The sequence below is a fragment of the Micromonospora sp. NPDC023888 genome (assembly GCF_040639415.1).
Taxonomy (GTDB): domain Bacteria; phylum Actinomycetota; class Actinomycetes; order Mycobacteriales; family Micromonosporaceae; genus Micromonospora.
This window is the reverse complement of record NZ_JBEZZW010000015.1, coordinates 17,718-38,827: the sequence shown is the minus strand read 5'-3', so window position 1 is coordinate 38,827 and position 21,110 is coordinate 17,718. Positions and strand designations below refer to the sequence as shown.

23 protein-coding genes are annotated in these 21,110 nt (G+C 73.1%); 10 read left to right on the top strand and 13 right to left on the bottom strand.

Annotation, left to right across the window (positions count from 1 at the left end):
- Positions 1 to 24: 24 nt before the first annotated feature.
- The gene (locus AB0F61_RS15870) at positions 25 to 1,107 is read left to right on the top strand and encodes a MerR family transcriptional regulator (protein WP_357809558.1); all 1,083 of its coding nucleotides are present in this window, start codon (positions 25 to 27) and stop codon (positions 1,105 to 1,107) included.
- A 96-nt stretch (positions 1,108 to 1,203) separates the two neighbouring features.
- Positions 1,204 to 2,487 carry a serine--tRNA ligase gene (gene serS, locus AB0F61_RS15865; protein ID WP_357809853.1) on the top strand — a complete coding sequence of 428 codons (1,284 nt, stop codon included), beginning with the start codon at positions 1,204 to 1,206 and terminating at the stop codon, positions 2,485 to 2,487.
- On the opposite strand, the gene AB0F61_RS15860 is transcribed toward serS, so the two are convergent.
- Genes AB0F61_RS15860 through AB0F61_RS15845 form a run of 4 tightly spaced genes read right to left on the bottom strand, consistent with a single transcriptional unit; the run spans position 2,484 to position 7,114 of the window.
- The gene (locus AB0F61_RS15860) at positions 2,484 to 3,347 is read right to left on the bottom strand and encodes a cytochrome c biogenesis protein CcdA (RefSeq protein WP_357809556.1); all 864 of its coding nucleotides are present in this window, start codon (positions 3,345 to 3,347) and stop codon (positions 2,484 to 2,486) included. The genes serS and AB0F61_RS15860 overlap by 4 nt on opposite strands.
- Positions 3,344 to 3,964: a redoxin domain-containing protein gene (locus tag AB0F61_RS15855; protein ID WP_357809553.1), complete on the bottom strand. Its 621-nt coding sequence runs from the start codon at positions 3,962 to 3,964 to the stop codon at positions 3,344 to 3,346. Before AB0F61_RS15855 ends, AB0F61_RS15860 begins: the two co-directional genes overlap by 4 nt.
- 37 nt (positions 3,965 to 4,001) lie before the next feature.
- Entirely contained in the window at positions 4,002 to 5,465 is a 1,464-nt protein-coding gene (locus tag AB0F61_RS15850; RefSeq protein WP_357809550.1) for an NADH-ubiquinone oxidoreductase-F iron-sulfur binding region domain-containing protein, read from the bottom strand.
- The gene (locus tag AB0F61_RS15845) at positions 5,465 to 7,114 is read right to left on the bottom strand and encodes a hypothetical protein (RefSeq protein WP_357809547.1); all 1,650 of its coding nucleotides are present in this window, start codon (positions 7,112 to 7,114) and stop codon (positions 5,465 to 5,467) included. The genes AB0F61_RS15850 and AB0F61_RS15845 overlap by 1 nt, the downstream gene beginning before the upstream one ends.
- A gap of 197 nt (positions 7,115 to 7,311) precedes the next feature.
- On the opposite strand from AB0F61_RS15845, the gene AB0F61_RS15840 reads away from it, so the two are divergent.
- Entirely contained in the window at positions 7,312 to 8,220 is a 909-nt protein-coding gene (locus AB0F61_RS15840; protein WP_357809545.1) for a L,D-transpeptidase, read from the top strand.
- A gap of 10 nt (positions 8,221 to 8,230) precedes the next feature.
- Here AB0F61_RS15840 and AB0F61_RS15835 read toward each other — a convergent pair whose 3' ends face one another.
- Genes AB0F61_RS15835 through AB0F61_RS15820 form a run of 4 tightly spaced genes read right to left on the bottom strand, consistent with a single transcriptional unit; the run spans position 8,231 to position 11,730 of the window.
- Positions 8,231 to 8,875 carry a response regulator transcription factor gene (locus tag AB0F61_RS15835; protein WP_357809542.1) on the bottom strand — a complete coding sequence of 215 codons (645 nt, stop codon included), beginning with the start codon at positions 8,873 to 8,875 and terminating at the stop codon, positions 8,231 to 8,233.
- On the bottom strand, positions 8,872 to 10,002 hold the full coding sequence (locus tag AB0F61_RS15830; RefSeq protein ID WP_357809539.1) for a histidine kinase: 1,131 nt from the start codon (positions 10,000 to 10,002) through the stop codon (positions 8,872 to 8,874). The genes AB0F61_RS15835 and AB0F61_RS15830 overlap by 4 nt, the downstream gene beginning before the upstream one ends.
- A gap of 26 nt (positions 10,003 to 10,028) precedes the next feature.
- Positions 10,029 to 10,829, bottom strand: coding sequence for an ABC transporter permease (locus tag AB0F61_RS15825; RefSeq protein WP_357809537.1), 801 nt, complete (start codon positions 10,827 to 10,829; stop codon positions 10,029 to 10,031).
- 1 nt (position 10,830) lies between these two features.
- Positions 10,831 to 11,730 (bottom strand): ABC transporter ATP-binding protein, encoded by a 900-nt coding sequence (locus AB0F61_RS15820; RefSeq protein WP_357809534.1) that lies wholly within the window; start codon positions 11,728 to 11,730, stop codon positions 10,831 to 10,833.
- Positions 11,731 to 11,939: 209 nt separating this feature from the next.
- On the opposite strand from AB0F61_RS15820, the gene AB0F61_RS15815 reads away from it, so the two are divergent.
- The 4 genes from AB0F61_RS15815 to AB0F61_RS15800 all read left to right on the top strand — a co-directional run bounded on the left by AB0F61_RS15815 (position 11,940) and on the right by AB0F61_RS15800 (position 14,719).
- A complete protein-coding gene (locus AB0F61_RS15815) occupies positions 11,940 to 12,794 on the top strand; it encodes an alpha/beta fold hydrolase (RefSeq protein ID WP_357809531.1) in 855 nt (284 codons plus the stop codon).
- A gap of 102 nt (positions 12,795 to 12,896) precedes the next feature.
- On the top strand, positions 12,897 to 13,106 hold the full coding sequence (locus tag AB0F61_RS15810; protein WP_357809529.1) for a type II toxin-antitoxin system VapB family antitoxin: 210 nt from the start codon (positions 12,897 to 12,899) through the stop codon (positions 13,104 to 13,106).
- Positions 13,103 to 13,522 (top strand): PIN domain nuclease, encoded by a 420-nt coding sequence (locus tag AB0F61_RS15805; RefSeq protein WP_357809526.1) that lies wholly within the window; start codon positions 13,103 to 13,105, stop codon positions 13,520 to 13,522. The genes AB0F61_RS15810 and AB0F61_RS15805 overlap by 4 nt, the downstream gene beginning before the upstream one ends.
- 60 nt (positions 13,523 to 13,582) lie before the next feature.
- Positions 13,583 to 14,719 carry a site-2 protease family protein gene (locus tag AB0F61_RS15800; RefSeq protein ID WP_357809522.1) on the top strand — a complete coding sequence of 379 codons (1,137 nt, stop codon included), beginning with the start codon at positions 13,583 to 13,585 and terminating at the stop codon, positions 14,717 to 14,719.
- Between the two features lie 92 nt (positions 14,720 to 14,811).
- Here the strand turns inward: AB0F61_RS15800 and AB0F61_RS15795 are convergent, their stop codons facing one another.
- Positions 14,812 to 16,089, bottom strand: coding sequence for an FAD-binding protein (locus AB0F61_RS15795; RefSeq protein WP_357809519.1), 1,278 nt, complete (start codon positions 16,087 to 16,089; stop codon positions 14,812 to 14,814).
- Positions 16,086 to 16,736: a hypothetical protein gene (locus AB0F61_RS15790; protein ID WP_357809516.1), complete on the bottom strand. Its 651-nt coding sequence runs from the start codon at positions 16,734 to 16,736 to the stop codon at positions 16,086 to 16,088. The genes AB0F61_RS15795 and AB0F61_RS15790 overlap by 4 nt, the downstream gene beginning before the upstream one ends.
- 221 nt (positions 16,737 to 16,957) lie before the next feature.
- On the opposite strand from AB0F61_RS15790, the gene AB0F61_RS15785 reads away from it, so the two are divergent.
- A complete protein-coding gene (locus tag AB0F61_RS15785) occupies positions 16,958 to 17,395 on the top strand; it encodes a hypothetical protein (RefSeq protein WP_357809513.1) in 438 nt (145 codons plus the stop codon).
- A 23-nt stretch (positions 17,396 to 17,418) separates the two neighbouring features.
- Here AB0F61_RS15785 and AB0F61_RS15780 read toward each other — a convergent pair whose 3' ends face one another.
- From AB0F61_RS15780 to AB0F61_RS15770, 3 genes are all read right to left on the bottom strand, one after another.
- A complete protein-coding gene (locus tag AB0F61_RS15780) occupies positions 17,419 to 18,348 on the bottom strand; it encodes an LLM class F420-dependent oxidoreductase (protein WP_357809510.1) in 930 nt (309 codons plus the stop codon).
- A gap of 69 nt (positions 18,349 to 18,417) precedes the next feature.
- Positions 18,418 to 19,458: a hypothetical protein gene (locus AB0F61_RS15775; protein ID WP_357809507.1), complete on the bottom strand. Its 1,041-nt coding sequence runs from the start codon at positions 19,456 to 19,458 to the stop codon at positions 18,418 to 18,420.
- Positions 19,458 to 19,727 (bottom strand): hypothetical protein, encoded by a 270-nt coding sequence (locus tag AB0F61_RS15770; RefSeq protein WP_357809504.1) that lies wholly within the window; start codon positions 19,725 to 19,727, stop codon positions 19,458 to 19,460. The genes AB0F61_RS15775 and AB0F61_RS15770 overlap by 1 nt, the downstream gene beginning before the upstream one ends.
- Positions 19,728 to 20,154: 427 nt before the next feature.
- Between AB0F61_RS15770 and AB0F61_RS15765 the strand changes: the two genes are divergently transcribed.
- Both AB0F61_RS15765 and AB0F61_RS15760 read left to right on the top strand, forming a co-directional pair.
- Positions 20,155 to 20,607: a GNAT family N-acetyltransferase gene (locus tag AB0F61_RS15765; RefSeq protein WP_357809500.1), complete on the top strand. Its 453-nt coding sequence runs from the start codon at positions 20,155 to 20,157 to the stop codon at positions 20,605 to 20,607.
- Positions 20,608 to 20,611: 4 nt separating this feature from the next.
- Positions 20,612 to 21,091: a hypothetical protein gene (locus AB0F61_RS15760; RefSeq protein WP_357809497.1), complete on the top strand. Its 480-nt coding sequence runs from the start codon at positions 20,612 to 20,614 to the stop codon at positions 21,089 to 21,091.
- Positions 21,092 to 21,110: the final 19 nt, after the last annotated feature.

The window sequence follows — 21,110 nt, the reverse complement described above, 5'->3', positions numbered from 1 at the left end:
CCTCGACCGGGTCGAGGGGGCAGGATGCCCTGCGTGAGTGACCTGCACAGCATCGGCGAGCTGGCCCGCGCCAGCGGCCTGACCGTCAGCGCGCTGCGCTTCTACGACTCGGCCGGGGTGCTGGAGCCGGCCCTGGTCGACCCGGTGACCGGCTACCGCTGGTACACGGACGAGCAGATCACGCCGGCCCGGTTGGTGGCCGGGCTGCGCCGGATCGGCATGCCGGTCCCGGAGATCGCCGCGGCGGTACGCGCCGAGCCGGCGGCGGTGCACCAGTTGCTCGACACGCATTTGCGCCGGCTGGCCGACGGGCTCACCGACGCCCGCCGGGAGGCCGCCCGACTCCGGGCCCTGGTCGACCCGGCCCGGCCGGCCACCACCACGCTGCTGCTCTCCCCCGCCGACCTGGCCGCCGCGCTCGACGCGGTGCGCTTCGCCGTCGGCGTCGACCCGGAGCTGCCGATGCTCTCCGGCGTACTGCTCGACGTGGAGCCGGACGGCGTGCGGCTCGTCGCCACCGACCGGTACCGGCTCGCGGTCGCCCGGGCCACCGCTGACGTCGACGGTCCGCCGGCGCGGGTGTTCGTTCCGGTGGCCCTCGTCGACGAGCTCCGGCCGCTGCTCGACGCCACCGACGCCCGGCCGGTGTGGGTGAGCGTGGCCGGCGCGGAGCTGCGGGTGCTGGTGGCCGGACGGACGGTGACCGGCACCGCCCTGCCGTACGACTTCCCGGACTACCGCAGGCTGCTGCGCAAGGCAGTCGGTGAGCGGCCCACCGCGCGCCGGATCCCGGTGGACGTGGCGGCGTTGCGCGCCGCGCTTGCCGACCCGGCGGCCCCCACTGTCGCCCGCGACCACGACGGCACGACCCGGGCGGTCACCGTGCTCGGCGTCGACGACCAGGGCGGGCTGCGGCTGCTCCCCGCCGCCGACCTGGGCACCGACGCGCTGCGGGTCGGGGTGGACGGCGGTTACCTGCTCGACGCGTTGACCGCGGCCGGCGCGCCGCAGCTCGTGTTGGAGCTGGACGGGCCGATCGCCCCGCTGGCCGTGCGCCGCACCGACGACGCGGACACCTACTCGGTGTTGATGCCGATCCGGCTCTGAGCCTGCCGCCCGCACTCCCCGTTCCGGGAGGAAAAGCCCGCGACGGTAGCATCTGGTGGTTCACCTGTGACCCCGGACGGAGGCGTACGGAGCAGCATGCTCGACATGGAGTTGATCCGGAAGGATCGCGAGGCGGTGGCGACCGCGCTGGCGAAGCGTCTGGATCCCGCCGAGGTCACCCGGGCCCTGGACGAGATCCAGCGGCTCGACCAGGAACGCCGCGCCCTGATCACGGAGATCGACGCCGAGCGGCAGCGCCGCAAGGCGGAGGCCCGGGCGTACGCGCAGGCGAAGCGGGCCGGCGAGGAGCCGCAGGCCGCCGCACCGGAGGCCGAGCGTAAGCAGCTCGCCGAGCTGGAGTCCCAGTTGGACGAGGTGCAGGTCCGGCTGCGCACGGCGATGAGTGAGCTGCCCAACCTGCCGGCCGACGACGTGGTGGCAGGTGGCAAGGAAGCCAACCGGGTCGTGAAGACCTTCGGCGCGCCGCCGGTGATCGACAAGGTCCGCGACCACGTGGAGTTGAGCCGCGCGTTGGGCCTTGTCGACTACGAGCGCGGGGTCAAGCTCGGCGGCTCCGGCTTCTGGATCTACACGGGCATCGGCGCGCGCCTGGAGTGGGCGCTGCTCAACTACTTCATCGACCAGCACGTCAAGGCCGGGTACGAGTTCCTGCTCCCGCCGCACCTGCTGCTCGACTCGGCCGGCTTCGCCGCCGGGCAGTTCCCCAAGTTCTACGACGACGTCTACCACCTGGACGCCGAGTCCGCCCCGCGCGGGCAGTTCCTGTTGCCCACGTCGGAGACGGCGATCCTCGGCGCGTACCAGGACGAGATCCTGGAGACCCCGAAGCTGCCGCTGAAGGCCTTCGCGTACACGCCGTGCTACCGGCGGGAGTCGGCCGGCTCGCACTCGGACGAGCGCGGCACGGTGCGCGGGCACCAGTTCAACAAGGTGGAGATCTTCCAGTTCACCCTGCCCGAGCAGGCCGACGCCGCGCTTGAGGAGATGCTCGCCCACGCGGAGAGCCTGGTCGAGGGGCTGGGCCTGCACTACCAGCGCAGCCTGCTCTCCGCCGGTGACGCCAGCGCGTCGATGAAGAAGACCCTCGACATCGAGGTGTGGATGCCGAGCACCGGCAAGTACAAGGAGGTGTCGTCGGTCTCCTGGGCCGGCGACTACCAGGCCCGTCGGGCGGCCATCCGCTACCGGGAGCCGGGCGGCAAGCAGACCCGTTTCGTGCACACCCTCAACGGCTCGGCGCTGGCCACCAGCCGGCTCTTCCCGGCCATCCTTGAGCAGAACCAGCAGGCCGACGGCTCGGTGCTGATCCCCAAGGTCCTCCAGGACCGCCTGGGCACCGACCGCCTGACCCCGCGCTAGCCGATCCGTTCGACGGGGGCCGGGGCCGCCCCGCGCCCCCGTCGACGCATCCACACGCCCAGCGCGGCGAGCAGGACGAGGACGACAAGCAACACTGTGGGGCCGATGGCGTCGAGAGCGTCGGCCAGGGCGTGCTGCACCTCCGACGCCACCTGGATCACCGGGTCCCGCAGGGCGTCGCGGCGGCCGGCGGCGAGCCGTAGCTCGTACCAGCCGTACCAGGCGACGTACCCGCCGGCGAGCAGCAGCACCAGGCCGCTGAGGCGGGGCACCAGCGCGCCGGCGACGCGCAGCCGGGCCACCAGACCGTCGCGCAGCAGCGCCACACCGAGCGCGGCGACCGCGACCACCAGGCCCATCCCGAGGGCGTACGCGCCGAACAGCGCCAACCCGCGCCCGGTCGAGCCGGCCTGGACGCTTGTCACCACGATGGCCAGGAACGGCGCGATGGCGCAGCCGAGCGACGCCAGCGCGTACGCCGCGCCGAACAGGGCCATCGACGGCCAGGAGCGGGTGAGCCGGGGCGCGCGGGTGGACCAGCCGGGCGCGGGCAGCCGCCGGCCGGCGAGCAGCCAGCAGCCGGCCACCGCCAGCAGCACGCCGAGCGCCACGGTCAGCCAGGGCAGTCGGGGGCGCAGCCAGCCGGCCAGCGGCGCGAGCGCCAGGCCGAACGCGCCGAAGACCAGCACATACCCCACTGTCAGCCCGGCAGCCGCGGTGAGCGCGCGGCCGACCGCGCCGCGGGCGTCCGACGCCCCGGCGACCAACAGCGAGAGGTACGCGGGCAGCAACGCGAAGCCGCACGGGTTGACAGCGCCGAGCATGCCGGCGGTCAGCGCGAGCAGCAGGGGGGTGGTCACGCCCCGGCCAGTGCGGCGACCCGGGTGGCGAGCGCCTCACCGTCGAGGAAGCCCTGGTGGATCACCGTGCCGTTCCGGTCGATGATCACGAAGATGCTCTGCTCGGTCACCGTGAACCGCTTCCACAGCGCGCCCTTGCGGTCGTCGAGCTGCGGCGTCCCGGCAAGGTCGAACTCGGTGACGAACTCCTTCATGGCCCGCTGCTCACCCAGCCCGGCGACGCCGATGATCGGCACGGTGTCCCGGTAGCGGGGCGCGACCTCGGCCACCGTCCAGGCCTGGCTGGCGCAGGTGGCGCACCACGGCGCCCAGAACCACAGCACCACCGGCTTGCCGGCGAGTTGCGCCGCGTCGAACGCCGTGCCGGTGAGGGTGGTGCCGGTGAAGCGCAGCACGTCCGGAACCTGCGCCGGGGGCGGCGAGCCGGTCGCGGTGGCGGTGGGGGTTGCCGCGGCACCGGTGGTGGCCGGCGCGGTACCGGCGACCGCCGCTGGCGGGCTGGCCGTGCCGGTGCAGGAGGCCGCGCCGAGCAGAGCGGCGGCCAGCGCCGCGGCGGTGCCGGCACGGCGGGCCGCACCAACCCCTGACGGTCGCCTCCGTTCGGGCGAGCTGGGCATGCGCGTCTCCGTTCGTTCGGCGAGAAGGTGCCCTTCCCTACTCGGCCTTGGCGAGGCGGAGCGCCAGCTCGGGGCACACCTTGACCGCCTTCAGCGCGCCCTCCCGCAGCCAGGTCGGCACGGGGGTGGGTGGGAAGGCGGGATATCCGTTCGCGTCGAGCCGGATGAAGTCCGGTACGACGTGCGCGCACAGGCCGTGCCCGTCGCAGCGCGACCAGTCCAGGGTGAGCTTCTGCGGGTTCGCGTCGGGTGCGCCCGGCAGCCCCATCACGCCCTTGACCCGCCGGCCACAGCCGTCACCGGTGCTGTGCAGCCGCAGGTCCTCGGCGAACACCTCGATCGCGGAGAGCGCGAACCGGGCGGTGCCGTCCGGATGACTGCACGCGCCCCGCCCCTTCACCTCGCCGGCGGCGGCCCGCACCACCTCGGCCGGCTGACTCCCGGCCACCGCCAGGTCCACGGCGCGGGCCAGGTCCGGCAGGCCCATCTTGCACGGTCCGCACTGGCCGGCGGACTCCCCGGCGAGATAGCGCACCACCTGGGCGGCCTCACCCAGCGGGCAGGTGTCGACGCCGAGCGGGATGATGATGCCCGCGCCGAGGGTGCCGCCGACCGCGGCCAGGCCCTTGCGGGACACCTCGGCCTTCTCCGCCGCCTCCGGGGTGATCCACTTGCCGTGGTAGCCGCCCATCAGGATGCCCTGCGTCTCCGGCACCTCGCACAGGTCGAGGACGTCGCGCAGCGGCATGCCGGCGGTGCACTCCACCACGGCCGGCCGGCCCGCCGCGCCGGTCACGGTGAGCAGCACGGTGCCCGGCTCGTCGTCGGTGCCGAGGGCCGCGTACTCGTACGGGCCGAGTCGCGCGCCGACGGCGAGCTGCGCGTACGTCTCGGCGTTCGACAGCAGGGTGGGCAGGCCGCTGACCCCGGAGTCGCTTGAGCGCTTCTTGGTGCCGGGCGGGATGTGCGGCAGCCCGTTGATCCCGTTGACGAGTGCGCCGCCCTCGCCGGAGATGAACCGGTGCGGCACGGTGACGATCGTGGTCAGCACCGGCATCCGGCGCTCTTCGAGGGCATCCATCAACGAGTCTCGGCCGACCCCGTCGTCGGCCACGCCGATCACGATCTCGTCGGCGTCCAACGCGTACGCGGCAAGCGCCGCGCCGTCCAGGACCAGGTGCGGGGCACGGGTGAGCAGCACCTTGTCCTTCCAGCTCGCCGGCTCCCCCTCGGTGGCGTTGACGACCACGACGGCGGCGAGGTCCTGCCGTTCGCAGGACTCCAGCACCGCGCGCAGTTTGCGGGCGAACGGGAAACCCGCCCCGCCCTTGCCCTTGAGCTGCATGCCCTCGGCGAGCCGGAGAAGCTGCGCCGGCTCCATCGGGCCGATCGGGCCGTGCACCTCCTCGTGCGCGGCCAGGTCCAGCCGACCGAACTCGGCGAAGCCGGCGGTGAGCCGGGGCTCCCCGACGCAGGCGACCGGTGGCACCGTCGTCCGCATCACTTCGCCTCACCCCGCAGCCCAGCCCAGTACGCCCCGTCCACCGCGTCGGCGCTGGCCTTGCGGCGCTTGGCGGACCGGCCCTCGCCGGCCGCCCGCCGAGCGCGCCGGGACGCCAGGTCGACAAGGGTCGGGGTGTCGTCGACGGGCGGCGGCACCTCGTCCGGCACGTACCGGGCCGGCGGACGCCAGTAGTCCGGCTCCTCGGGCAGGTCGTCCTCGGCGCTGTGCCGGCCGCTGCCGCTGCGCGGCGCCGACGAGATCGGGCTGCTGGAGACCGGCCCGGCCGAGATCGGGCTGCTGGAGACCGGGCCGGCGGAGATCGGCTCGTCGGCCTGCCACCGGCGCGGGCTGTCCCACGGCTCCTCGGGCTCGTCCAGGCTCGACTGCGGCGGCGCGGAGTAACGGCTGCCGTCGTCCTCGTTGCGGGACCGGCGACGGGACCGCTCAGAGGTGACCTCGTCGGCGCGTCGCCGGCCGGTCGGTACGTCCTCGTCCCGGGTGCGCGAGGCGCGTCGCCGACTCACCGGCTCCAGCTCCTCCTCGTCGCGTCGGAACGTGCCGGTGTCCTCCACGCTGCGGCGGGCCGATCGGCTGGTCGTGGTCTCCTCGGTCCGCCGGCTGCGTGAGGACCGTTCGGTGTCGCGGCGGGCCGCCGGCTCCTCCTCCCGTCGACGTCGGCTCGGCCGGGTCGGCTCGACGAGGGAACCGGGCTCGGGCACCACCGGGACGGTGAACCGTTCGGGGTCACGCCGCGCGGCCGGCGCGGCCCAGGTGGCGGTGGTGGTCTCCGCCCAGGCGGGACGCTTGTCGGCGGCCTTGCTGCGCCGACCCAACCCGGCCAGCAGCGATCGGGCGGTCTTCGCCTCCTCGGCCCGGCCTGCCATCACCGCGTTGCGGACCGCGGCCTGGTGCTGCTCGCGGCTGCGTCGACCGATGGTGACCGAGAACCGGACCAGCAGGGCCAGCACCACCAGCAGAATGCAGCCGAGGTAGCTGAACATCACCCAGGGCGCTGCGGCCCGACCGGCGTTGAGGCCGTGAAAGACAGCGAACGGCCAGGCCAGATACGCGGTGGAGTGCAGCGTTCGCCACAGCCACTTCGGACCGACGCCGGCGAAGCGGGCCCGGATGATGCCGGTCCAGATCACGCTGACCATCAACAGGGCGGCCACGGTGCCGAGCCCGACGTAGAGCCCCCGGCCGCCGACGAACGGCACCAGCGCGTCGGTCGCCGCCGCCCGTCCGGTGGCGATCTTGGTGAGGACGTGGAAGCCGAGCCCGGCCACGCCCAGTACGCCGGTGGCCCGGTGCGCCGACTGCATCAGCACCCGGTGCGAGATGCGCAGCACCAGCCGGTCGGTGGCGAGCAGGCCGAGCATCACGGTGAGACTCAACGCCACCAGGGAGATCACCCCGGCGAAGAACTCGGTGAAGAAGAAACCGTACGCGTACGCCGTCTGCCCGGCGCCCGTCAGCATGATCGCCGCCCACAGTGCGGCGAGCACCGACGCGATCAGCAGGGTGGCCGCCGACCGTGACGGTGTGCGCACCCCCCGACTGCTGGCGCTGGTCCGGACGGTGGCCGCCTTCTGGTTCTGCTGTGCCCGGGCCATGTGCTCCTCGATCGTCTCGCGGCGGCGTACCACCGGCCGACCCCTGCTCCCCCATCCAGTACGGACCGACGGGGCGCGCGGATCACCTGTCCGGAAAAATTTCTGGCCGGGATCGAACCGAACCGTGTCGACGTGCGTTTCCGTCCACCTTGGCGCGCTCGCGGGGCCTTTGGTCGGCGGGTCTCACCGAACCGGGAGCCCCGAGCCGTCCGCCACCTTAGAGTGGTTTCGTGCCGTTTGACCGAAAGTCTTCGTACCGCCGCCGTGGCCCCTGGGTGGCCGCCGCGATCGCCGTACCGGCCCTGCTGGTGGCCGCGCTGCTGGTGGGCCAGGCCCTGACCCCCGGCACGACGGCTCCCGACAGACGGATCGCGGCGGCCGACCCGACGCCGAACACCGTCGAGCAGAGCCCCGAGGAGTCCATCCCCCCGGCCGCGCCCGCCCCGGCGGGGCTGCCGGTGGTCGACTACGACCCCGCGCCCGGAGGCTTCCCCGCCGATCCGGCCACCATGGACACCACGCCGCTCACCGAGGGCGCGCACCCGACCAGGCGGATCGCCGCGTACGACGCGCCCGGCGGCCGTCCGCGAGCCTTCCTCGAACCGACGATAAGCGGCGTCGACCTCACCATGCCGATCGCCGACCGGCGTGTCGGCTGGACCGCCGTCCTGCTGCCGTCGGCCAACCGGCGGCTCGCCTGGCTGCCTCCCGGTGGGTTCGACACAGTGGCGCTGCGCGACCAGATCGTGGTGGAACGCAAGGTCCACCGGCTCACCTGGTACCGGGCCGGCACGGCGGTGCGCTCCTGGGAGGTCAGCCTCGGCCAGTCGGGGCAGGAGACCCCGCTGGGGCGGACCTTCGTCCTGGGCCGTACCCCGCCGCCGGAGGAGGTCTACGGCGGCGTGGACATCTACGCCCTCGGCGCGGTGCCCGACGACCCCGAGTCGGTGCCGGCCGGGCTGCGGGGCGCCCACATCGGAGTGCACACCTGGCACGACGACGACGAGTTGGGCGAGAACACCACGAACGGCTGTATCCGGTTGACCCGCAGCGGTCAGCGGGAACTGCTCGCCGAGGTCCGCCCCGGCAGCAGTGTGGTGGTCGTCGACAAGCTGCCCACCCCGCCCCCGACCGCCTGACCGGCAGCGGTCACTCGCCGAGCAGCCAACCGTTCTGCTCGGCGATCCGGATCGCCTCGGCCCGGTTGCGGGCGCCGGTCTTGCCGATCGCAGCCGAGAGGTGGTTGCGCACCGTCCCCTCGGACAGGTGCAACGCCCCGGCCAGGTCGGCGACCGTGCCACCGCCACGGGCGGTCCGCAGCACCTCGGTCTCCCGGTCGGTCAGTGGGCTCACCCCGGCGGCCAGGGTCTCGGCGGCAAGCGTGGGGTCGACCACCCGCAGGCCCGCGTGCACCCGGCGGACCGCGTCGGCGAGTTGCCGGGCCGGGGTGTCCTTGACCACGAAGCCGCTCGCGCCGGCCTCCATCGCCCGACGCAGGTAGCCGGGCCGACCGAAGGTGGTCACCACGAGCACCCGGCAGGTCGGCAGCGCGGTCCGTAACGCGGCGGCGGCGGCGATCCCGTCCAGGCCGGGCATCTCCACGTCCAGCAGGGCGACGTCGGGGTTGCTGCGGCGGGCCGCGGGCACCACCTCGTCGCCGCGACCGACCTCGGCCACCACGCTCAGGTCCTCCTCCAGCGAGAGCAGCGCCGCCAGCGCGCCGCGGACCAGCGCCTGGTCGTCGGCGAGCAGCAGCCGGATCGGGTCGGGCGGCCCCGCGCCGGGGGCACTCACCGGGCCTCCGCCGGGGCGTGCACCCGGAGCAGGAAGCCACTCCCGTCGGGCCGGCGGCCGACGGTCAACGAGGCGTCCAACTCCCGCGCCCGCTCACGCAGGCCGACGAGCCCGTGCCCGGTGGCGTCGGGAGTGGACGGGCCCCGACCGTCGTCGCTCACCTCGACCCGGTCCGGGTACACCCGGACCGTGCAGCACCGCGCCCCGCTGTGCCGGACCACGTTCGTCACCCCTTCCCGTACCGCCCACCCGAACAACCGGTCCCACTCCTCCGGCAGCGCCGGCACCTCGGCCGGCAGGTCCGCCTCGATGCCCGCCGCGGCCAGCGCGGAGCGGGCGCCGGCCAACTCCGCGGTGAGGGTGACCTCCCGGTACGCCCCGACCGTCTGCCGCACGTCGGACAGCGCCGCGCGGGCCAGCGCCTCCACCTCGGCGATCTCGGCGGCGGCGCGTTCGCGGTCCACCTCGATGAGCCGGCCCGCCAACTCGGCCTTGATCGCCACCACGGTCAACGAGTGCCCGAGAATGTCGTGCAGGTCGCGGGCGGCGCGGGCCCGTTCCTCGGCGACCGCGAGCCGGCCGATCTCCCGTTGGGCGGCCCGAAGTTCACTGTTGCGCTGGGCAAGTCGGGACACCCCGAACATCGCGAACGAGGCGAGCAGCACCGCGAAGACGATGCCGCTCTCCGCCTCCCAGCCCGGCACGAGCCAGGACGCCAGCACGGGGGTCAGCGCGCAGAGCACCACCGCGGCCAACGCCTCCCCCGCCGGCAGCAGGAACACCCCTGCCGCCGCCACGTAGACCAGGGTCGCCAGCCAGTCCCCACCCGTGCCCGGGATGCTGACCACGCCCACCGCGAGCAGCAGCACCAGCCCGACCCGCGCCCGACCCGCCGGGATCGGCAGCAGTGCCTGGCGCTGCTTGCGGGCCCACTGGAACAGCAGCACGTAACCGACGCCGAACACGAGCAGGGCCGCCACCCCGAGGACCCGCCGCCACGGCTGCGGTTGGTGCAACGCCGTGGCGAGCGGCACGTTGAGGAAGAACAGCCACACGGCGGCCAGCAGCCAGCCGGTGAACCGCCAGTGGCGGCTCACCGGCCAGGGCTGCCCGGTCGAGAGATCCATCGGGTCCACGCTAGCCGTCGCGGTGGTCAGACCCGCGCGGTGTCCCGGCGGAACAGCCGGGCCGCACCGACACCGAAGACCAACGCCCAGCCGACGAGATTGACCAGAGCCGCCGCGCTCACCCCCTCGCCGGTCAGCGGGGCGCGGGCCAGCACCCCCATGCCGTACACCGGGGTGAACTTCGCGACCTGCTGGAGCACCTCCGGCAGCACCTCGACCGGGACGAACAGGCCGCCGAACATGGCCAGCACGGCCAGGATCGGGCCGATGAACTGCATGACGTTCTCGGCCGGCACCAGGTAGCCGATGAACAGGCCGAACGCGGCGAAGACAAGTGAGCCGATCCAGGCGGCGAGCCCGGACAGCAGCCAGACGTACGCGGGGATGCGCACACCGGCCGCAGCGCCCACCAGGAACTCGACGACGACGGCGAGCAGGCCGAGGGTCATCGCGGTGACCAGCTTCGTCGCCACGTACGCGGTCGGGCGCAACGGGGTGAGCCGCAACTGACGGCTCCAGCCCAGGGCCCGCTCGGTGGCGACCGCGCCGCCCGCGCTCGTGGTCGCCACCATGGCCGCGTACACGGCGAGGCTGATCATGACGTACGCCGTGACCGGGCGGCCGTTGTCAAGCGACTGCCCGCCCTGCGGCAGACCGAAGATGAGGAAGAAGACGCCCGGCATGATCAGCGTGAAGGCGAGGGTGCGGCGGTTACGCAGCACCCGGCGCAGCTCGATGCGCAGGACGCCCGGGGCGAAACCGCCAAGGGCGGGCAGCCGACGGTCCGGCTCGACGGCACGGGAGGGAGTGGGGGTGAGTGTGGTCATCTCAGGCTCCGGGGTGCGCGGTGGTCAGGGCGAGGAAGGCGTCCTCGAGGTTGCGGGAGGTGATCTCCACGTCCCGGGCGTCGGTCCGGGTGAGCAGGTGCCGGGCGATCGCGTCCGAGTCGCCGGTACGCACCAGCACGCTGTCGCCGCGTACCTCCACGGCGTCCACCCCGGGCAGCGCGGCGAGCGCGGCCTGGTCGGCGCCGGGCAGGGTGGCCCGCACGGTACGGCCGGCGGCCAGGTTCTTGATCTCCGCGGTGGTGCCGTCGGCGACGATGCGCCCCTGTCGGACCAGCACGATCCGGTCGGCGTACGCGTCGGCCTCGTCGAGGTAGTGGGTGGCGAAGATGACGGTCCGGCCGGCCCGCGCGTCGCGGCGCAGCGCCTGCCAGAAGTCCCGGCGGCCCTCGACGTCCATGCCGGTGGTCGGCTCGTCGAGCACCATCAGGTCCGGGTCGGGCAGGAGGGCCAGCGCGAAGCGCAGTCGCTGCTGCTGGCCGCCGGAGCAGCGCCCGACGACCCGGCCGGCGATGTCGGCGATGCCGGCCCGCTCCAGCACCTCGGCGGCTGGGCGGGTGTGCCGGTAGAAGTGCGCGGTCATCTCGACCGTCTCGCCGACGGTGAGGTCCTTGAGCAGCCCGCCGGTCTGGAGTACGGCGGCGACCCGACCCCGGGCCACCGCCTTGTCCGGGGTGCCGCCGAGGATGCGGACGGTGCCCTCGTCCGGACGGGCCAAACCGAGCAGCATGTCGATGGTGGTGGTCTTGCCCGCCCCGTTGGGGCCGAGGAACGCCACCACCTCGCCGGGCTGCACCCGCAGGCTCAGCCCGTCGACAGCGGTGACCGCGCCGAAGGTCTTGGTGAGGCCGTTCAACTCGACGGCCGGATGCGTACTGGTCATGTCAAACATGCTCCGGCGGCGCGTACGTCGATGCCCGGGGCGGCCGTCACGTCCCGGCCGTGACATTTGTCAGGGGCCGTCGTTGACGGCCGGCGTCATCGCCTGGTGACCCGGAGCGTCAGGCCAGCAGTCGGTCCTGGCGGCGAGGAATTCCGCGCACGGCAACGGGTACCCGCCGGGCCGGGACGCCGCGACACCGGGAGGACGCGATGGGTGCCACACCGCAGGGCCAGGTCGACACGGTAGTGCTGATCCACGGACTCTGGATGACCCCCCGTAGCTGGCAGGGGTGGGTCGAGCGGTACACCAGGCGCGGCCTGCACGTCATCGCCCCGGCCTGGCCCGGCATGGACCGCTCCGTGGAGCAGTTGCGCGCCGACCCCGCTCCGATCGCCGACCAGAGCATGGCCACGATCGTCGCGCACTACGACCGGATCATCCGGGCGCTCCCCCGACCACCGATCATCATGGGCCACTCGTTCGGCGGCCTCTTCGCGCAGGTTCTCGCCGACCGGGGCCTCGGCGCGGCAGTGGTCGGGGTGCACCCCGCGGCGGTGAAGGGGGTGCTCAAGGTGCCGCTGAGCACGCTGCGCTCCGGCTTCCCGATCCTGCGCAGCCCAGCCAACCGGAGCAAGGCCGTTCCGTTCACGCCTGACGACTTCGCCTACACCTTTGGTAACACGATGAGCCGCGAGGACTCCGACCGGGCCTGGCAGCGCTATGCCGTCCCCGGCGCCGGCCGGGTGTTCTTCGAGGGCGCCTTCGCCAACGTCGATCCGCGCTCGCCGGCCCGGGTCGACACCGCACGCGACGACCGGGCACCGCTGCTCCTGCTGGCCGGCGGGGCGGACCACGTGGTGCCGGCGTCGGTGGTCCGGACCAACGCGGCGCTCTACCAGAAGTCCCGGGCGCTCACCGCGTACCACGAGTTCCCCGGCCGAACACACTTCACCGTCGGGCAGGACGGCTGGGAGGAGATCGCCGACTACGCGCTGGACTGGGCGCTGCGCGCGGCGGCCCTTCCCCGGGAGGCGACCATCGCCAGCGAGTCCCCGCGCCGCTGAACCGCCGATCAGGCGGTGTCAGCATGGCGACTCGGCGCGGCGTGATATCAAAAATCCGTCATCTTGATATCATCGCGATGATCGCCTACCTGAGGAGGCACCGTGAGCCGGACGATCCTTGACGTCGATGATGAACTCCTCGCCGAGGCTGGCGAGATCCTCGGCACCACGACGAAGAAGGCCACCGTCAACGCCGCCCTCAAGGCCATCGTCGATCGAGAGAAGCGGCGACAGTTCGCCGACTGGCTCAAGAGCGGCGGGCTGCCCGATCTGACCGGCCCCGTTGGAACCGCTGAGCCGGACGCGGCGTGAGTCACGAGCACTACCTGCTCGACAAATCCGCCCTCGCCCGCTGGCCGAAGCGGCAGGTGGCTCCGGTACTCGGTGAACTCTCCGACCGTGGGTTGCTCGCGGTCTGCGGCGCTGTCGAGATCGAGGTCATTCACAGTGCCCGTACTGCGAAGGATGCGCAGCGTGCCCGGTGGTTGATGGGCGGCTTCCACTGGCTGCCGATGCCTGACGAAGTCTGGGATCGAGCGATCGACGTGCAGGTGCAGGCCCTTCACAAGGGCAACCACCGCGCCCTGTCCATGGCGGATCTGCTGATCGCTGCCACCGCCGAACGACATGGGGTCACCGTGCTGCATTACGACGGAGACTTCGATCTTATCAGCGCTATCACCGGGCAGCCCAGCGCCTGGGTCGTCCCGCCCGGCACCGCCGACTGATCACGCGGTGCGCCTGATTCGCCTTGGCATGCCCCCGGTCTGGCGGGGTATCCGGGTGGGATGAGGGCCAGTTTCCGACTTGGTCGGGTCGCGGGGGTACCGGTCGGCGTCAACTGGAGTGTCCTGGTCATCTTCGCGCTGATCGCGTGGGGGCTGGCGGCCAACCAGTTCCCCCGCTCGTACCCCGACCGCTCGCCCGTGGCGTACACCCTCGCCGGGCTGGCCGCGGCGGTGGTCTTCTTCGTCGGCCTGCTCGCCCACGAGGTGTCGCACGCGGTGGTCGCCAAGCGCAACGGGCTCACCGTCAACGGCATCACGCTGTGGCTGTTCGGCGGTGTGGCCGAGTTGCGGGGCGAGCCGCGCGACCCCGGCGCGGAGCTGCGGATCGCGGGTGTCGGCCCCCTGGTCAGCCTGCTGCTCGGGGCGTTCTTCGGCGCGATCGCCGCGCTGCTCGCGTTGGCCGGGCAGGGCGGGCTGCTCTTCGGGGCGGTGGCGTGGTTGGCCGGCATCAACGTGCTGCTGGCCGTCTTCAACGTGTTGCCGGCCGCACCCCTGGACGGCGGCCGGTTGCTGCGCGCCGCGGTGTGGAAGGCCACCGGTGACCGGACCAGAGCGTCGGTGGCCGCCGCGCGGGCGGGCTGGGTGCTGGGCGTCCTGCTGATCGGCCTGGGGCTGTGGCAGTTCCTGTCCGGTGTCGGTTTCGGTGGGCTCTGGCTGGCCCTGATCGGCTGGTTCCTGATCGGTGCCGCCGGGGCCGAGGAGCGGCAGGCCCGCACCGGCAGCGCCCTGCGCGGGGTCCGGGTCGGTGACGTCATGACGCCGCAACCGCAGACCGCCTCGGCGGAGATGACAGTCGCCGACTTCGTCGACCACTACCTGTTCGCCTACCGGCATTCGGCGCTGCCCCTCACCGAGGAGGGCCGGCCGACCGGCCTGGTCACCGTCGACCGGGTACGCGGTGTGCCGCCCGAGCGGCGGGCGTCGACCACGCTCGCCGAGGTGGCCTGCCGGGCCGACCAGTTGGTCCTCGCCCAGCCCGGCGAGGAACTCAACGACCTGCTCCCCCGGCTCAGCGAGTGCGCCGACGGTCGCGCCCTGGTGGTCACAGACGGTCAACTGGTCGGCATCGTCTCCCCCAGCGACATCAGTCGCGCCGTGCAACACAGCACGCTCGCCACTCCGGCCACCTCCCGCTGATCATGAGGTTAGCGGCGTGCTACGCCGAGTTGGACCCCGCCAACCTCATGATCAACGGGGGGTGGGGGTCCGGGGGTCCGGGGGTCCGGGGGTCAGCGGGGGAAGTAGCGGTCCAGCAGGTCGGTGCGGAACTTGCCGGTCGGGTCGAGCCGGGGCAGCAGGGCGGCGAAGTCGGCGTGCCGCGGGTAGCGGTCCGCCAGCTCGGCCGGGTCGGTGACGAAGACCTTGCCCCAGTGTGGGCGCGGCGCGAACGGCGCCAGGCGTGCCTCCACGGCCGCCACCACCGGCAGCACGGCCGCCGTGTCGTCGATCCAGGTGAAGTGCACGACGAAGCTGTCCCGCCGGTGGTTCGGGCTGAGCCACAGCTCGTCCGCCGCCACGGTCCGCAGCTCGCACACCAGCAGCACCGGTGCGATCAGGTGCGCCACCTCGTCCAGCGCGGCGAGCGCGTCGGCTACCGCCGTACGCGGCAGGTGGTACTCCGACTGCAACTCGTCGCCGCTGCTCGGGGTGAAGCCGAGCTTGAAGTGCGGCAGCCGCTCGTGCCACGGGCCGGGCTCGCCGAGCTGCGGGGTGCAGTTCTCCGGTGGCATTCCGAGCACCGGGTGCCGGGGCGCGGCGGCGGCGGTGGTGCCGAGCCAGTCCGCCGAGGGCGGCGGCTGGTCGGCCACCTGCTTGCGCCACACCTCACGCAGTCGGGGCGTACGCCAGTCGGTGAAGACACTCACGCTGTACGCCGAGCCGAGCGCCTCGTCCAATGCCTCCCGGTCGAGGTCGAGCGACACGTACTGGCGCAGCTCGAAGGTGGGCACCACGTCCAGGGTGACCCGGGTGACCAGGCCGAGCGCGCCGAGCCCGACCACCATGCCGGCGAACGCGTCGCTCTCGCGGTCGACCCGCAGCAGGTCGCCGGCCGCGGTGACCATCTCCAGGCCGGCGACCGCGGTGGCCAGGTTGCCGTGGGTCTGACCGGAACCGTGGGTGGCGGTCGCCACCGCGCCGGCCACCGAGATGTGTGGCAGTGAGGCGAGGTTGGCAAGCGCGTATCCCTGGGTGTGCAGGTGTCGGGCGAGGTCGCCGTAGCGCATCGCCCCGCTCACCGTGACCTGCGCGCGCTCGTGGTCGACCTCGACCACCGGGGGCAGCCCGGCGAGGGTGACCAGGTCACCGTCGGTGTCGCCGATCCGGTTGAAGGAGTGCCCGCTGCCCACCGCCCGGATCCGGGTGCTGCCGGCGACCAGTCGACGCAGTTCGTCGGTGGAGGTCGGTCGGTGGAACGCCCGAGCGGCGTACCGCACGTTGCCGGCCCAGTTGCGGCGCGGAACGTCGGCCGCCGTGGCCGGTGTGGCGTGCTGTCCGTGCGCGATCATGTAGCGGTCTCCCGATCGGTGGACGGGTGGTCGGCCAACGCGGCGACGAGGGCGTCCAGAACCGTATCCGTCTGGAGCGTGTTGTAGCCACGCTGGGCGATCGGCAGACCGGCCACGCTGGCACGTTCGATCTCACCGCGGGCCGCCTGCCGGGTCGGCGCGTCCCCGGACAGCAGGGCGTCCTGGCCGCGTCGGATCAACCGGTCGACCCGGTCCATCTGGTAGCCACGCAGGCCCACCGGGAGGTCGGGGTCGGCGAAGGCGGCTCGGCGCAGCGCCAGCAGGTCGACGAAACGGTCACCGGCGTATCGCGTGAGCGCGGCGGACACCTGGTCGGGCTGCTCGCGGACCTGGTCGAGGGCGAGCAACTCGATGGCGGGGCGGCCGTCGAGCGGGTGGCGGGCGGTCACCGGCTCCACCGGGACCCCCGGCACGGGCACCAGCAGCAGCCGCGGCGGTTTGCGGTAGCCGTCGCGGCGGGGCGGCTCGTCGAGGACCAACGTGTCGACCTCGGCCCAGCGGATGTCGCGACGCAGGCCGGGCCGCCGGATGGTGAGCCCTTCGGCGCCGATCCCGAACCGGAACGGTCGCAGCGCGCTGACCAGCGCGACAGCGCCGAGCGCGGCGGCACCCCCCGCGATGATCATCCGTAGCGGTGCTCCGTCGCTGGGATAAACCAACAGGAACACCCCACCGAGTACGCATACCAGAGCGAGCGCACGGGCCCCCCGATTCCGGCGCAGTTCCACGCTCGGACCCCCGTTCATGACCGTGGCGTCGGTTCCAGCATCTTCCGCCAAACCGCCCACCGAGGACACCGGTCGATCGGGCACGGTTGTTCTCGTCATCGGCGGGGAACCCTACGCCCATGAGCAGCTACCGTGATCCGGCCCCGCGGGGCGACGTGTTTCCCTCCGAGGAGGAGCTGGACCCGACCGGCAGCGGCGTCGAGCAGGCCAGCGCGCCGTCGGCCGGCGGGTTGCCCAGTCACCCGGCGCCCACGCCCGGTCCCCGACCCACCCCGGCGCCCGCGCCGGCCCCGACGCCGGTGCCCACACCCGGCCCGGCGCCGCGAGCGCCCGGCGGCGGGCCACAGTCGATCGTGACCCGGCACCTGGACGGCTCGGTGGAGGTGGTCACCGACCTCGACGGCGACGGCGTCGCCGACGTCGTCCAGATCGACGTCGACGGTGACGGGATACCCGACATCACCTATGTGGACAGTGACCGGGACGGGCGGCTGGACACCGTACTGGGGGACCCGCACGCGTCCGGGACGGGCGCGGGCGCCCATCACCGCGCCTGACCGCCGGCAGCGGGCCCGTTGGTTCAGAGCTTCGCCATCACCTCGTCGGCGACCAGTTCGAGGTGCGCCAGGTCGCCGAGGTCAAGCACCTGGAGGTAGAGCCGCTCGCTGCCGATCTCCGCGTACCGGCCGATGGTGTCCAGGACCTCGCCGGGCGTACCGGCCAGGCCGTTGGCCCGCAACTCGTCCGGATCGCGGCCGATGGCGGCGGCCCGACGCGCCACCTCGGCGTCGTCGCGCCCGCAGCAGAGCACCAGAGCGTTTGACCAGACCAGCTCGGCCGGGTCCCGGCCGATCTCCGCGCACGCCGCGCGGACCCTGTCGAACTGCGCCGCCGTGTCCGGTACCGAGGCGAACGGCAGGTTGAACTCGTCGGCGTAGCGGGCGGCAAGCGCGGGGGTGCGCTTCGGGCCCGTCCCGCCGAGCAGGATCGGTGGGCGCGGCTGCTGCACGGGCTTCGGCAGCGCGGGCGAATCCCGGACCGGGTAGTACCGGCCGGCGTACTCGTACCGCTCCCCCGGCGGCGTGGACCAGAGCCCGGTGATCACCGCGAGCTGCTCCTCCAGCCGGTCGAACCGCTCGGCCAGTGGCGGGAAGGGGATGCCGTACGCGCTGTGCTCCTCGGCGTACCAGCCGGTGCCGATGCCCAACTCCACGCGACCGCCGCTCATCTGGTCGACCTGCGCCACGGTGATCGCCAGCGGGCCGGGCAGCCGGAAGGTGGCCGCGGTCATCAACGTGCCGAGCCGGATGCGGCTGGTGTCCCGGGCCAGGCCGGCGAGAGTGGTCCACGCGTCGGTGGGGCCGGGCGCGCCGCTCACGTCACCCATCTTGAGGTAGTGGTCGGACCGGAAGAACGCGCCGTAGCCGGCGTCCTCGGCGCAGCGGGCGACCGCGAGCAACTGGTCGTAGCTGGCGCCCTGCTGGGGTTCGGTGAAGATCCGCAGTTCCATGATCCGAGCATAGGGTGCCCCGGCCGGGGCCGGTCGGTGGTCGCACCGACCGGGCCACCGGACGCGGACTCAGACGTACGGCGGGGTGGAGTAGGCCGCCCGCAGCGCGGCCAGCCCGGTCGCCTTCGGCGTCAGGGTGCCCCACCCGGAGTTGAAGTAGTTGGTCCGGACGATGAGCGGTCCACGCTCGGCGTTGAGCTGGGCGATGGCCGCGGGGACGGTGGCGATCCAGGCGGCCTGGTTGGGGATCTCGGCGACCCGCACCCCCCACTCGGCGATGAGCACCGGACGGGACAGCGCCACCGGGCCGAGGTCGGCCACCGCCCAGTCCTTGGTGCGGCGGAACCGGGCCAGCGCGGTGTGGCTGGCGTTGGTGCCGTAGACGTTCCACTGGAGGAAATCCAGCCGGGTCATCAGCGACTCGGGGTGGATGCGCTGGAAGCAGGCCCGGTCGAAACCGCCGACCCCGATCGAGAAGGTCGTGCCGCCGGGCAGGGGCCGCGTCTTGAACCAGGTGAGCATGTAGTTGAGCGCCTGCAGCGCCCGGGCGTCGGACTGCGCCCAGGTGTACCCGACACCGCCTTCGGTGGTGCCGAACTCGTGGTCGGTGTCCAGTTCGGACGCGAGTTGGATGTTCACGCCGAAGCCGAGCGTCCGATACTGCGCCAGCGCGCGGGCGAACAACCCGTCACACTGACCGCTGAGCACCTGGCCGTACCCGTACGCCTTCGGCCAGGTGGTGCTGGGGCGCTGCTGGATGGTCATCGACGGCGCGGGCACGGTGTAGGTGGTGCCGTCCACGGTGAAGGTCTGCGGGCCGGTGTCCGGGGCGCCGTAGTGCTTCAGCTCCAGGACCATGTTCATCTGTATCCCCGCCCGGCCCAGCGTGATCAGCCAGGGCCGGTTGTAGCCGGGGAAGATGTAACCGTCGGCGAAGCTGCGGTACTGGGTCAGCGAGTGGAAGTTGCCGCCGGCCATGTCGGCGGTCGGGTCGGCACCCCCGGAGAGGTAGTAGCCGCCGAGTATCGGCTGGCCACCCACTGTGTAGTCGGCGCTTGCCGTCGCGGTGTTACCGGCGGCGTCGCGCACCTGCACGGTGACGCGGGGCATCACGCCACCGCCCGGTAGACGGCGACCGCGCCGTTGTCGGAAACCCGGGTCCAGGTACGCCCGGAGGTGTCGGTGACGGTCAGGGTGAGCGGGTCGATGACCGCGGTGACCTTGACGGGCGCGCTGCTGTTGCCCTGCGCGTCGGTGACCACGATGGTGACGGTCAACGGCTTGGTGTCGGGGTCGGAGTAGGTGACGGTCAGCAGCATCTGGGCGCCCGGCGAGTAGGTCGACGCGTTCAGGCTTGCGGTTGCGGTGGGAGCGGCCATGGAGGTGCCTCTCTGAGCTAGATCGCCGGGTCCGGGCGCGCTGAGCGACGCCGGACCGGCGGGACGCACACGGGTGCGAGAGGGAAGGCGAAACACCGGCCCAGACGACGCGGCCAGGCGGCGGCGTCGGCGGTGATGACGTCCTTGTCCCGGTGAGGACGAACCCGCTGCGGGCGCCCCCAGCGGAGTCGGCACCTGCTCCTACAGTGCTCCGTCCGAGGCGCTGCCGTCTTGTCCGTTGCCCGACAGAGACCCCCGCTGAGCTGCGGAAACGTGAGACGCGCCGGCTATTGCGGCGCGCAACCCCGCACGGCCCAGGCCCGCGCGCCGAGGTGGATCGAGCCGTCCGGCTCGACCGGCAGCCGGGCCGCCAGCACCTCCCGCAGCGCCTCCCGTGTGCGGCGAGGTCGGCGATAGCGTGGTGATCATGATGGAGTGGGAACTGCGACAGGCCTCGGTGGCGGACGTCGACGCCGTGGCCGAGTTACGCGCCGTGGTGCTGCGGGCAGATCTGGAGCGGCTCGGGCGGTACGACGAACAGCGCGTGCGGCAGCGCCTGCGGGACGGCTTCGCCCCGGCGTACACCTGGGTCGTCGAGGTGGGCGGCGCGTTCGCCGGCTGCGTGGCGCTGCGCCCGGCGGACGACGCCCACTGGCTGGAGCATTTCTACCTCTCTCCGCACGTGCAGGGCAGCGGCATCGGCACGGCGGTGCTGCGCGAGTTGCTGGACCGGTGCGACCGCGACGGCACAGTGGTCCGGCTGAACGTGTTGCGGGGCAGTCCGGCCCGGCGGCTGTACGAGCGGCACGGGTTCACGCTGGAAACCGAGGACCCGGTGGACGTGTTCCTGGTGCGCCGACCGCTGTCAACGTATCGTTGACACGGTGACGTCGGAGCTGGCGCAGTTGGCGGACGTCCAGGTTGCCCGCGCCCGCCTGGACGAGCAGGAGCTGGACCTGATCGACCGGGCGCGGCACCACGGCGCGACGTGGGCGCAGGTGGCGCGGGCGTTGGGCCTGGGCAGCCGGCAGGCCGCCGAGCAGCGCCGACAGCGCCTGGTGGCGGCACGGAGGTCACGGCAGCAGCACCGCGACTCCCGCTACCCGGCGCAGATCGCGGCACTGCGTGCCGCCGTGGCCGATCTCGGGCGATGGATCGCCGCGGACCAGCGGTGGAACGCGCGATTCCGTCGCGCGGCACTCGTGCGCGGCACGGTGGACGCCGCCCTGGACGCCGCGCCGGGGTCGCTGTACGCGCTGGTCCCGCATCTCGTCGCCGACCTCGCCGAAGCGGGCGACCGACTGCCGGCACCCGCCCGAGCCGCTGCGGCGAAGCTCGTTGCCGCGTTGTCAATGCCACGTTGACGTAGCTCGCCAGGATTGC